12 protein-coding genes are annotated in these 11,842 nt (G+C 44.0%); 1 reads left to right on the top strand and 11 read right to left on the bottom strand.

All coding sequences use genetic code 11. The features are described from left to right. Positions 1–115 precede the first annotated feature (115 nt). The 5 genes from rpoZ to QR42_RS07480 form a co-directional block, all read right to left on the bottom strand. The gene (gene rpoZ / locus QR42_RS07500) at positions 116–319 is read right to left on the bottom strand and encodes a DNA-directed RNA polymerase subunit omega (protein ID WP_003211647.1); all 204 of its coding nucleotides are present in this window, start codon (positions 317–319) and stop codon (positions 116–118) included. Positions 320–322: 3 nt separating this feature from the next. Further along, entirely contained in the window at positions 323–937 is a 615-nt protein-coding gene (gene gmk, locus QR42_RS07495) for a guanylate kinase (RefSeq protein WP_024424214.1), read from the bottom strand. A 9-nt stretch (positions 938–946) separates the two neighbouring features. After that, complete coding sequence (gene remA, locus QR42_RS07490; protein ID WP_008344898.1) at positions 947–1,216, bottom strand: extracellular matrix/biofilm regulator RemA; 270 nt, start codon at positions 1,214–1,216, stop codon at positions 947–949. Positions 1,217–1,292: 76 nt separating this feature from the next. Next, entirely contained in the window at positions 1,293–2,168 is an 876-nt protein-coding gene (locus QR42_RS07485) for a YicC/YloC family endoribonuclease (protein WP_039178436.1), read from the bottom strand. A gap of 83 nt (positions 2,169–2,251) precedes the next feature. Further along, complete coding sequence (locus QR42_RS07480; protein WP_039178434.1) at positions 2,252–4,927, bottom strand: calcium-translocating P-type ATPase, SERCA-type; 2,676 nt, start codon at positions 4,925–4,927, stop codon at positions 2,252–2,254. Positions 4,928–5,092: 165 nt separating this feature from the next. On the opposite strand from QR42_RS07480, the gene QR42_RS07475 reads away from it, so the two are divergent. Continuing rightward, positions 5,093–6,802 (top strand): Rqc2 family fibronectin-binding protein, encoded by a 1,710-nt coding sequence (locus tag QR42_RS07475; RefSeq protein ID WP_039178431.1) that lies wholly within the window; start codon positions 5,093–5,095, stop codon positions 6,800–6,802. Positions 6,803–6,836: 34 nt separating this feature from the next. On the opposite strand, the gene QR42_RS07470 is transcribed toward QR42_RS07475, so the two are convergent. From QR42_RS07470 to QR42_RS07445, 6 genes are all read right to left on the bottom strand, one after another. Beyond that, the gene (locus tag QR42_RS07470) at positions 6,837–7,340 is read right to left on the bottom strand and encodes a precorrin-2 dehydrogenase/sirohydrochlorin ferrochelatase family protein (protein ID WP_039178428.1); all 504 of its coding nucleotides are present in this window, start codon (positions 7,338–7,340) and stop codon (positions 6,837–6,839) included. Then, positions 7,321–8,106 carry a sirohydrochlorin chelatase gene (locus tag QR42_RS07465; RefSeq protein WP_039178424.1) on the bottom strand — a complete coding sequence of 262 codons (786 nt, stop codon included), beginning with the start codon at positions 8,104–8,106 and terminating at the stop codon, positions 7,321–7,323. Before QR42_RS07465 ends, QR42_RS07470 begins: the two co-directional genes overlap by 20 nt. A gap of 74 nt (positions 8,107–8,180) precedes the next feature. Beyond that, positions 8,181–8,936, bottom strand: a complete 756-nt coding sequence (gene cobA / locus QR42_RS07460) for a uroporphyrinogen-III C-methyltransferase (protein ID WP_039178420.1) — start codon at positions 8,934–8,936, stop codon at positions 8,181–8,183. A gap of 29 nt (positions 8,937–8,965) precedes the next feature. Continuing rightward, positions 8,966–9,559, bottom strand: coding sequence for an adenylyl-sulfate kinase (gene cysC, locus QR42_RS07455; protein ID WP_039178419.1), 594 nt, complete (start codon positions 9,557–9,559; stop codon positions 8,966–8,968). Positions 9,560–9,573: 14 nt separating this feature from the next. Beyond that, positions 9,574–10,710 (bottom strand): sulfate adenylyltransferase, encoded by a 1,137-nt coding sequence (gene sat / locus QR42_RS07450; protein ID WP_039178416.1) that lies wholly within the window; start codon positions 10,708–10,710, stop codon positions 9,574–9,576. A gap of 57 nt (positions 10,711–10,767) precedes the next feature. After that, entirely contained in the window at positions 10,768–11,832 is a 1,065-nt protein-coding gene (locus QR42_RS07445) for a sulfate permease (RefSeq protein ID WP_039178413.1), read from the bottom strand. Positions 11,833–11,842: the final 10 nt, after the last annotated feature.

Below are 11,842 nucleotides of genomic sequence, written 5' to 3'. Positions count from 1 at the left end.
GATTGTCCCCCTTAACGGCCTTTTTCACAAATTCGTCTACAATTCAAAAAAGTCAAAACCAATCATAGTTTTGACTTTTTTGAACGTATCGTATCTGCATAGCAGAAGCGATGTGTTATTCTTGATCCTCTTTTTCAAATGTCAAAAGACCAGCGTCGATTTCTTCTAGTGCTTTGCCTACGAATTTGTAAGACTTTGTGTTTTCAATCTGCTGATCTTGGTGGATCTGCATTTCACGTGCACGGCGTGCAGACACTGTTACAAGCGTATATTTTGAATCAAGTTTGTTCATCAATGAGTCAATTGAAGGATCTAACATGGTTTATTCTACCCCCAGCATTTTTTTATATCTCGGTGCGACTCTGTCTCTGCGCAGGTGTTCTGCAAGGACGATCGCTTTGATTCTTTCACAAGCAAGCTCGACATCATCGTTTTCAACGACATAGTCGTAAGCATCCATCATTTCAATTTCTTCTTTCGCAGCGGCCATTCGGTTTCGAATGAGCTCTTCAGATTCTGTACCGCGTGTAATGATGCGGTTTTGAAGTTCTGAAAGACTAGGCGGTGCAAGGAAAATAAATAGACCTTCCGGGAATGCTTCTCTTACTTGAAGTGCACCTTGCACTTCAATTTCAAGGAAAACATCTTTTCCTTCGCTTAATGTCTGTTCAACATAGTCAACAGGCGTGCCGTAGTAATTCCCGACGTACTCTGCCCATTCTAACAGCTTTTTGTTTTCAATCATATGTTCAAATTCTTCCCTGGTTTTAAAGAAATAATCGACACCATTTCTTTCTCCTTCACGCGGTTTGCGTGTCGTCACAGAAATAGAGTATTCAAATTTCGTATCTTCCTGGGAGAAAATGGCTTGTCTGACCGTTCCTTTTCCAACTCCCGAAGGTCCAGAGAGAACGATTAATAGTCCTCTTTCTTTCATAATGGCGTATTACCCCTGCCCTTCATCTATGATTTCTTCTTTTACAGAAAGTCTTTGCGCGACAGTCTCAGGCTGAACGGCAGATAAGATGACATGGTCACTGTCCATAATGACAACAGCACGGGTTCTTCTTCCGTATGTAGCATCTATGAGCATGCCTCGATCTCTTGCGTCTTGTATCATTCGTTTAATCGGTGCTGATTCCGGACTGACGATCGAAATCATCCGATTCGCTGAAATGATGTTTCCAAATCCGATATTGATCAACTTTATGGTCATCTTCTTTCGTCCCCCTGTAATATAAACGTCTCTAGTCTCGCCGAAAGAGACGCACTGTAAACAGTATACACAATGACTATTCTATATTTTGCACTTGTTCTTTTATTTTTTCAATAGCACTTTTCATTTCAACCACCAGCTTTGTTAAATGGTGATGGTTCGCTTTTGATCCAATGGTGTTCACTTCACGGTTGAGCTCCTGTACAAGGAAGTCAAGTTTTCGGCCGGCAGCACCGCCTTGCAGCAAGATTTGCTGAAATTGCTGAAAGTGACTTTTTAATCTCGTCATCTCTTCTGTAATGTCACACCGGTCAGCAAAGATGGCAGCCTCTGTTGTCAGTCTGCTCTCGTCAAGCGCCTCTCCGATCCATTCTTGCAATCGCTGATTCAATCGTTCTTTGTACTGACTCACAACCTCTGGTGCAAAGACTTTGATTTCTTCTGTATAGGCCTCTAGTTCAGAAAGCCTTAGTTCACAGTCTTTTTGAAGTGATGCTCCCTCTTGCTCTCTCATGAAGCAAAGCTCCTTGACAGCATCCTCGCAAGCTTCCATCAGCAGCTGCTCTAGCTGTTCATTTCGGCTGGCTGACTCTTCCACCTGAACGGCAAGCTCAAGCCCCAATAAGTCATGTGCATGCTGAATGCCTGAAATGTGATAGCGTTCCTCGAGGTCTTTTGCGGCTTTCATGTATTCATCAAGCAGCGGCCAGTCGATCTGTAAGGACCGGCTTGCTAGTTTACCGCCTTCAATCGTGACAAACAGCTCAATTCTACCGCGCTGCACGTGACGAAGAATGATCTTTTTTAATGTATCTTCGAAATATAAAAGCGGCCTCGGCAAACGGGCATGAACCTCTTTAAAACGGTGATTGACCGATTTTAGCTCAACTGACACTGTCAGTTCTCCATCCGTTTTACTCGCTTGGCCGAATCCCGTCATACTGCGTATCATGTTAAAACACCCAATTCTTTCATATTAATAAAATGAAAAAGGTAATAGCAGACACTATTACCTCAAAATTATACCATAATGAATTATTTTTTTCTTGTCAAAAGTGATCCTGCCAGTAAAAAAGTTGGCAGTGCAGACATCCCGATGATCAGCAGCCAATCAATTGGTGCAATCGCGACCGTTTTGAAAATTGGCTGAAGCGGCGGGTAATAAATGACCACAAGCATGAGTAAAAGTGATGACAAAACCGCACCGATCAAATAAAGGTTCCCAAATGGATTACGTTCAAAAATGGACCGTTCACTGCGGCAGTCAAATACATGAATGAGCTGCGCCAAAACAAGCGTACTAAATGCGACAGTCTGTGCATATTGCAGGTTGTTTGGATCGCGGTGATACACAAATATAAATGCCAAAAGGGTCGCAAGCCCGATGAGGAATCCTCTTGAGATGACCTTCCAGCCAAGCCCTCTAGCAAAAATACCCTCTTTCATATTCCGCGGCTTTCTCTTCATGACATCGCCTTCTGGCTTATCCATGCCAAGTGCCATAGCCGGTAGACCATCTGTGACAAGGTTTACCCATAAGATTTGTATAGGAACGAGCGGAAGCGGCAGCGCGAGGAGCATCGCAAACAGCATGACCAAAATTTCTCCAACATTTGATGCCAGCAAATAGCGGACAAACTTACGAATATTTTCATAAATATTTCGGCCTTCTTTAATGGCGGATTTAATGGTCGCAAAGTTGTCGTCAAGTAAAATAAGAGAAGACGCTTCCTTGGCTACGTCTGTACCAGTGATGCCCATGGAGATGCCGATATCTGCTTGTTTAATGGCAGGCGCATCATTGACCCCGTCACCTGTCATCGCTACAACATGACCATTTTTTTGATAGGCTTTGACAATTCTCAGCTTATGCTCAGGAGAAACCCGGGCAAAGACATATACATTTTCAGCCGTTTGCTCAAGCTCTTTGTCGCTCATTTGATCAAGTGCTTTTCCGTCGAGCACCTGTCCTTGCTTCGGTAAAAGGCTTAAGTCTTTTGCGATCGCTTTGGCCGTTTCCACGTGATCCCCTGTAATCATGACCGTTTTAATGCCAGCATCCCGGCACTCTTTAATCGCTCGTCTGACTTCAGGACGCGGCGGATCGATCATGCCCTCTAATCCGATAAATGTTAAATCAGCTTCAGCCTGCTGTACAGAGGTGATTTTTTCTGTCAGACCGACTTTTTTATACGCAATGGCAATGGTTCTAAGCGCCTGTCTTGCTAAACCTTGAATCGCAGCTTCTGTTTCTTGCCTGTGAGTGGCTGAAAAAGAAGCTGTGCGTCCGCCGTGCATGATATGACTTGAACGGTTCATTAGTACATCCGGCGCACCTTTTGCAATGACATACCGCTCTTTTTGATTTGTTTCAACGACGACTGACATCATCTTTCTTTCTGAGTCAAAAGGAAACTCCTCAATGACATGAAATCCAGCTTCGATGAATTGCTCTGTAAAACCCGCTTTACGTGCTGCGGTAAGGAGCGCTCCCTCTGTTGGATCCCCATCAAGCCTCATCTCCCCGTCTTTTTCAACGATGGTCGATGTATTACAAAGCGCCCCGTATAATAACACCTTTTGCAGGCTTGGATGCTTGTCGGCATGGACGATTTCCCCGTTTAAGGTAAAGTCACCGGATGGCTCGTAGCCTGTGCCAGAAATATTCCACGTTTTTCCCTCTGCCCACACATGGGTCACAGTCATTTTATTTTGCGTCATGGTTCCTGTTTTATCAGAGCAAATGATTGACGCGCAGCCGAGTGTTTCCACTGCCGGGAGCTTTCTGACAATCGATTTTTGTTTGATCATCCGCTGTACCCCTAGGGAAAGGGCGACAGTGACGATCGCCGGCAGTCCTTCTGGAATCGCCGCCACAGCAAGAGATACACCCGCTAGGAACATATGATACAATTCATGTCCTTGCACTACACCAAGAACAACAACGAGCACCGTTAAAAATAAAGCAGCCACAATCAGAATTTTTCCAAGCTGCTCGAGACGCCTTTGCAGCGGCGTTTCCATATTACCTGCTGCATCCAGCATGCCGGCAATTTGTCCCATCGCTGTATTCATTCCTGTACCAATGACAACCCCTACGCCGCTGCCTCTAGTAACAAGCGTCCCCATAAAGGCCATATTCGTCAAATCCCCGAGCGAAACATGGCCGCTTGAAAGCGGACTTGCGTGTTTGACCGCTGGGATAGACTCACCAGTGAGGGCGGACTCCTCAATTTCTAAGCTCTTTGTTTCTAGTAATCTAATATCTGCCCCAATCCGGTCTCCGCTTGAAAATTTCACAATATCCCCTGGCACGAGATGTTTAGACGGGATCTTGACCCATTCATTATTTCTCCTTGCATACACGTGCGGAGTTGATAATTCCTTTAACGCTTGAAGGGATTTTTCCGCCCGGCGTTCTTGATAAAAGCCGAGTACACCATTAATCAAAACAATGGCCACAATCGCAACAGCATCAATGTATTCTCCTAAAAAGGCAGAAATGATTGTTGCAGCAAGCAAGATTAACACCATGAAATCTTTAAACTGTGCTAAAAAAATGATCAGAGCCGACGCCTTTTTTCCTTCCTGCAATTCATTTGGCCCGTGTTTTTCAAGCCGCTTTTGTACATCTTTTTCTGACAGTCCGTCACCTATCGATGTATTCATTGTTTTTAATAAATCGGTTTGGTTCAGTTCATGCCAATTCATTTGACCTCGTCCACTCCTCTTTTGTTCTCTCTCATATGCAGTGTTCTATAAGCCAGTTTATTCAGACTCGTCCTAAATCATGCTATAATAATAAGACTGCCTAAAGAACGAGAAAACGGAAGGTTCTTTCAGTAGATTTGTGTGAAAGAAGAGGGTGTATCCAACATGTCATTTGACGGCATTTTTACATATGGTATGACTAATGAATTGCAAAAGGCATTAACTGGCGGAAGGATTTCAAAAATCCATCAGCCATATAAGCACGAGCTGATTTTTCATATTCGAGCAAACGGGAAAAATCATAAGCTCCTTTTATCGGCTCATCCGAGCTATGCAAGAGTGCAGCTCACCGAGCATCAATACGACAATCCAAGTGAGCCGCCAATGTTTTGTATGCTACTCAGAAAGCATCTTGAGGGCGGCTTCATTGAACGTTTTGAACAGATTGGATTTGACAGGGTCATTGTGCTTCACGTGCGAAGCCGAAACGAAATCGGCGATGAGCAGACGCGTAAGCTTTACATTGAAATCATGGGACGTCATAGCAACTTCATTCTTGTAGAGGATGGAACGCAGCAGATCATTGATGGTCTGAAACACCTTTCTCCATCTGTAAACAGCTATCGAACGGTGCTCCCTGGTTATGAATACCTACTGCCACCTGCGCAGCAAAAATTGAATCCTTTTGACGTGACAAAGGATGATATTTTGAAGCATTTACGCTTTCAAGAAGGAAAGATCGCCAATCAAATTGTCGATACCTTCTCTGGGGTTTCCCCGCTTTTTGCAAAGGAAGCAGTACACCGGGCCGGTCTTGCCAATCAAGAAACGATCCCAAATACACTGCTCGACATGTTCCAGCTCATTCGCATGCATTCTTTTACGCCGCAGCTTACAAGAAAAGACGGGAAAGAGTATTTCTATTTATTAGAGCTTCAGCATGTCCAAGGCGAGATGAAGACATTCAACTCACTCAGCCAGCTGCTTGACCGCTTTTATTTTGGAAAAGCTGAGAGAGACAGAGTCAAACAGCAGGCGGCTGACCTTGAACGGTTTGTCGTCAATGAAAAAAAGAAAAATGAAAACAAGCTAAAAAAGCTAAAAAGAACCCTTGAAGAATCTCAGGATGCACACAAGTATCAGCTCTATGGCGAATTGTTAACAGCCAATTTATATGCGATCAAAAAAGGGGATAAAGAAGCGACTGTCATCAATTATTACGATGAAGACGGCGGAGAAATTACAATCCCGCTTAAAACAAACAAAACCCCTTCTGAAAATGCACAAGCATATTTTACAAAATATCAAAAGGCAAAAAATGCTGTAGAAGCTGTAAATGAACAAATTGAGCGAACTCATGAAGAAATTGCTTATTTTGAAGAGCTGATTCAGCAGCTGTCCTCTGCTTCTCCGAAGGATTTAGAGGAAATGAGAGAAGAGCTTGTTGAAGGAAAATATTTGCGCGCCAAACAAAAGCGTCACGCCAAAAAGAAAAAACCGGCGGCCATTCAGCTCGAAACGTATGAATCGTCCCAAGGTATTCCGATTTTAGTTGGAAAAAATAACAAACAAAACGAGCATTTGACTACAAAGGCAGCTGCTCGTGATGATATTTGGCTGCATACAAAGGATATTCCTGGATCACACGTCGTCATTCGTCACCAAGCACCTGATGAACAAACGCTGCTTGAAGCGGCTCAAATTGCCGCCTACTTTTCGAAAGCAAAAGAGTCCAGCTCCGTTCCTGTCGACTATACAAAAATCCGGCATGTGAAAAAACCGAACGGAGCAAAGCCTGGCTTTGTTACGTATGATCAGCAGCAAACATTATTTGTCACGCCTGACGAAGATCTTGTGCTCAAGCTGAGAAAATAAATAAGAAAAGCCGATAAAATCCTGACATGAGGATTTATCGGCTTTTTCTTTGTCGTTTTTTTCTTTCGATGTAAAGGGCATCAAGTGCGTCAATATCCTCTTGTTCAAGCAAGGATTCAATTGCCGCCGCCAGCTGTTTTGTCCGGGCGGGGCTTGCACCGCTTGTAGAGACTGAAATCGTCACTTTTCCTGCTTTGACAACCTTCGGCACCATCACATTGCCTAGCTCTGATTGGCTCACACAATTCACAAGCTGGTGAGGCTGTGCTGTTTGTGCAATCCATTCATTTACCGAAGGGTCATTTGTCGCAGCTACAATGAAAAATGCATCCTTCAAATCTTCAGCATCTACCTTCTTTTCCTTCCAATTCAATTGGTATGTATCAATGATGTGTGCCATCTCTTCAGAAAGATTAGGACTGACAATGGTTATATGGCAAGGCTCCGTGCACAGTGCCTTTGCTCTTCTTAACGCCACAGATCCGCCGCCGGCAATGACCACTTGTTTATTGGTTAAATCAAGATGGACTGGAAGCATGGCTTTCTCCTTGGAAACGAAACGCATCGTCTTTGTTTAACATGGTTTCTTGCACGCGTTCAATATAAGCCGCTTTAACATGCGGATGAAAGCCAATATACCGGCATACCCGGACATCTTTCAGCTGATTTCTCGCCTGAGCGGCTTCACTTTCAATTTCTTTCATTAAAATTCCGGTAAACAGCAAGTAAGGAACGATATAGACAGGCCCATCGTCATCTGCTGATAACTGCGCGAGAACATCTCGATAATTGGGCTCACATGCTGTAATAAAACACGGAAAAACCTCTGCATGTGGAAGCAGACTTCTGACATCGTCTGCAATGCCAAACACATCTCGCTTCACATCCGGATCAGAGCTCCCGCGGCCAATTAAAAGAATCCGCGCCTGCTCGCCTTGATATCCTGCTTCTTCAATTCTCGCGGCAACCGCTTTTGTTACTTCTTGATTCACGCCGATTGGCTTTCCATATGTGACCTTCACTTGCGGGAAACGCGCGCGCACTTTCTCAATTTCGACCGGGATATCCGATTTGGCATGCATGGCAGTTAAAAGGAGGAGCGGGACGATTGCAATGTGTGTCGCTCCTTTGTTCACACAGGCCTCAAATCCTTCTTCTATAGAAGGGTCCGTCAGCTCTAAAAAACAAATTTCTTGTATATCTGCTTTCACTAACGGCATACAGCTTTTCATAAAAGAAATGGCCTTATCTTGTGCTTCTTTCACCCTGCTTCCATGCCCAACATAAAGGACAGCTTGTTTCATGCGGCTCCTCCCTCTCACTTATTTTCATCAGACGAAAAGACACGATGTATATACGTGTCTTTTCTCTATCATTCTCAATTCTCAATTAATGAGGGTTCAAACCAGTTCAGTTTTTGATGAAAATGAACGACATCTCCAACAACAATTAAACTTGGATGCTCGATCCCTTCTTTTTCAACGGTTTCAGACAGTGTCGCCACAGTGCAGCAAGTTGTCTTTTGCCTCGTCGTGGTTCCCCAGTGTATAAATGCAGCGGGTGTTTCTGGATCCCGTCCATTTTTTAAAAGCAGGCGCTGCACTCTTTCCACGTTTTTGACACCCATGTAAATCACAAGAGTATCAATCCCTGTAGCCAGCGCCTCCCACTTTTCTTCAAAATGTTCATCCTTTTGATAGTGACCCGTGACAAAAGCAACATTTGAGCTGAATTCACGGTGTGTCACAGGGATGCCCGCATAAGCAGCCGCCGCAATACCAGAAGTAATTCCTGGGACAACCTCATACGGAATTCCGTGCTCAGCTAAGCATTCGATTTCTTCACCGCCGCGGCCAAAGACAAAGGGATCGCCGCCTTTCAGCCGAACGACAACGTTCCCTTCCTTTGCATGAGCCACAAGCGCTTCATTGATGGCTTCCTGTCTCATTGTATGATGATTTGGCAGCTTTCCGCAATAAATCAATTCCGCCTCTGGTTTGGCGTGGGCGAGAATGTCTTGATTGACAAGACGATCATATAAGATGACATCTGCCTGCTGTATCGCCTTATGGGCCTTTAATGTGATTAAATCTGGGTCTCCGGGTCCAGCACCCACAATGTATACTTTCCCCATCTTGCTTTTCTCCCCCTGCCATCAGGCGATTATTTCGTTGTTGCTTTTACATAATCAACAAGACGCTGTTTGGATTCCTCACGGGATAATTCCCCTGTATCTAAGACGAGCTCAGGCGCAGCTGGCTCTTCATATGGTGAATCGATTCCAGTGAAAAATGGAATTTCGCCGTTTCTCGCTTTTTTATATAACCCTTTTGGATCACGCTCTTCACACACGTTCAGATCACATTTGACAAACACTTCGTGAAATTCCCCATCTTCGACTAACTGTCTGACAATGTGGCGGTCTTCTTGAAATGGAGAAATAAAAGCAGTGATGACAATCGTACCTTGCTCCACAAATAATTTCGCCACTTCTCCGATTCGGCGGATGTTTTCTTTTCTGTCGTCATCTGAAAACCCTAGATCTTTATTGAGTCCGTGCCGCACGTTATCGCCGTCAAGAACGGTGACTTGATAGCCTTGTTCAAACAGCTCTCTTGCAGCTGCATTTGCGATCGTTGATTTACCTGATCCGCTTAAACCTGTAAGCCAGATAATGCCGCTCGTATGATTGTTTTTCTGTTGATATTCTTTTTTTGTAATAGATGCATCATGCCACACGATATGTTCGTTGCTCATGTCATACCCTCCCTTTAAGATACCGTCGTTTTTAATCCTTCGATTAATGTTTCAATGACTTCTTTTCGGCTGAACGTGCTTGGTGGTAATTCACCGTTTCTCAGCATCGTTCGAACCTTTGTACCTGAAAGAATGACATGCTCGCTTTTGTCGTGAGGACACGTTTTTGGTGTGGCCATCGCTTCACATGTATTACAGTAGAAGCTGTGTTCAAATTTTAATGGAGTAATGCCGATTTCTTCGCTTGTAAATTGATCAAATAGTTCCTGCGCCTCGTATGTGCCGTAATAGTCACCAACACCTGCATGATCTCTTCCGACAATAAAATGGGTGCAGCCATAATTTTTACGAACAAGCGCGTGAAATATCGCTTCCTTTGGTCCAGCATAACGCATTGCAGCAGGAAAAACACCTAAAAAGACGCGGTCTTTTGGATAATAACCATTCAATAACACTTGATAGCTTTTCATTCTCACATCTGCCGGGATATCGTCAGATTTTGTTTCACCGACAAGAGGATTTAAGAATAAACCATCGACCGTTTCTAATGCTGTTTTTTGAATATATTCATGCGCACGATGAACCGGGTTTCTCGTTTGGAAACCAACAATGGTTTTCCAGCCGTTTTCTTTAAAATGACGTCTTGTTTCTTCTGGCTCATACGTAAATTGAGGGAATGGTTTTTCACTGCGTTTCGTCAGTGTAATTTTCCCGCCAATGTAAGTATCACCGCGTTCAAATAATTTTTTCACGCCTGGATGATTGCGGTCATCAGTTTTATAGATATTTACCGCTTCTTTTTCCTTATCTGGTGTGTATTGATCCTCTACTTCAATGACCCCATATACAGTTCCATTATAAGATAAGCGCACGATATCGCCTTGATGGATTTCCGCCGCCTTTTCTTTTGTCACTGGCAGTGTAATAGGAAGAGACCAAACGACACCACTTGCTAGCCGCATACTGCTCACAACTGCTTCATAATCAGCTTTTGTTAAAAACCCTTCAATTGGACTATATCCGCCAATTGCAATGAGTTCAAGGTCTGCAAAGGAGATCGCATCTAGTTCAATTTCCTTTGCAGCTGTGCTGAGATCATATTCTTCATTTACTCGATTAATTAATACGCCACCATGTGGTGTTAAACTCATTTGTTCATCTTCCTCTCAATGTTCATATTTATTAGATGTTAATAGTCGGATTTGTGATTAAATCCCGCCGCCCTGTTCATGAATAGAGCTGCTCTCATTTTTGACTGCCTTCATCAGACTCAGCGCACCAAGTGAGGCAAGCAGTACACTCATCATGATAAAGATAGAGTAATAGTCTCCTTTTAAGAAAAGGCTCACCAGCAAATACGATAGGCTGAGTGATAAGAAGGGTGACACCACCCACACTTTCAGCATTTTTTTCACAACATGTTTGTGAAAAATGTTTGGCCCGCCTTTTGCCATTCCAAGCCCGATGATAGACGATGAGGTGATTTGCGTAAGCGGAACAGGCAGCCCAAAAATAGAGCTGACGATGACAAGCCCGGCACCGGTACTCGAAAGTAAAATCCCTTCGCCCGTTTGATAACGGGTGATTTTCTTTCCGTTTGTTTCTAGTACCCTTCTCCCAAGCAAAAGCGCACCAAGTGCAACAAAGATCCCGCCGTAAAGAGTTCCTTGCCCGACTGACAAAACGCCTGACGCGACAAGCGGACCGACCGCATTTGCGACATTGTTCATACCAGCTGAAAACGCCTCTAGAAATCCGCTGAGGATTAACACGACAGATAAAATAGCTGTGCCTTTTTTAGACAGCTTCCGTTTAGGGAACATTCTGATGATTTTGACGACAGCAAAGGTAAAAAGAAAGGCGAAAATTGGGATGATCACCCAAAATGCCACAATCACTAAAATGGATTTCACAAACAATACTTTATACGCGACGGCAACACCAACCACAGCCCCTACTGTGACCTCACTTGTTGATAAAGGAATCGCCATCAGATTCGCTATGAAAAGTGATAGTGCAGCAGAACCAATGATAATACAAACGATCTCAAGTGTAATGACTGATTCTGGCATAATACCAGAGCTGATCGTTTTGACGACCTCACCGCCGCCAATCACTGAACCTGCTAAAATCCCAATTGCACAAACGCTGAGCGCATAAATGGGCTTTTGAATCGCGCCTGACCCGTACGCAATGCCCATAGAAGCAGCTGCTCCGCTTGCGCCTATGTTTAAAGCAAAGAATAGACTAAATAAAATTGCGGCGATTTCCATACATTATGCT

The sequence above is a fragment of the Bacillus sp. WP8 genome (assembly GCF_000800825.1).
GTDB classification, from domain to species: Bacteria; Bacillota; Bacilli; order Bacillales; family Bacillaceae; genus Bacillus; species Bacillus safensis.
This window is presented reverse-complemented; position numbering and strand designations above follow the sequence as displayed.

Coding starts and splice junctions, on each gene's coding strand:
- rpoZ (WP_003211647.1), bottom strand. CDS start 319: ATGTTAGATCCTTCAATTGACTCATTGATGAACAAACTTGATTCAAAA.
- gmk (WP_024424214.1), bottom strand. CDS start 937: ATGAAAGAAAGAGGACTATTAATCGTTCTCTCTGGACCTTCGGGAGTT.
- remA (WP_008344898.1), bottom strand. CDS start 1,216: ATGACCATAAAGTTGATCAATATCGGATTTGGAAACATCATTTCAGCG.
- QR42_RS07485 (WP_039178436.1), bottom strand. CDS start 2,168: ATGATACGCAGTATGACGGGATTCGGCCAAGCGAGTAAAACGGATGGA.
- QR42_RS07480 (WP_039178434.1), bottom strand. CDS start 4,927: ATGAATTGGCATGAACTGAACCAAACCGATTTATTAAAAACAATGAAT.
- QR42_RS07475 (WP_039178431.1), top strand. CDS start 5,093: ATGTCATTTGACGGCATTTTTACATATGGTATGACTAATGAATTGCAA.
- QR42_RS07470 (WP_039178428.1), bottom strand. CDS start 7,340: ATGCTTCCAGTCCATCTTGATTTAACCAATAAACAAGTGGTCATTGCC.
- QR42_RS07465 (WP_039178424.1), bottom strand. CDS start 8,106: ATGAAACAAGCTGTCCTTTATGTTGGGCATGGAAGCAGGGTGAAAGAA.
- cobA (WP_039178420.1), bottom strand. CDS start 8,936: ATGGGGAAAGTATACATTGTGGGTGCTGGACCCGGAGACCCAGATTTA.
- cysC (WP_039178419.1), bottom strand. CDS start 9,559: ATGAGCAACGAACATATCGTGTGGCATGATGCATCTATTACAAAAAAA.
- sat (WP_039178416.1), bottom strand. CDS start 10,710: ATGAGTTTAACACCACATGGTGGCGTATTAATTAATCGAGTAAATGAA.
- QR42_RS07445 (WP_039178413.1), bottom strand. CDS start 11,832: ATGGAAATCGCCGCAATTTTATTTAGTCTATTCTTTGCTTTAAACATA.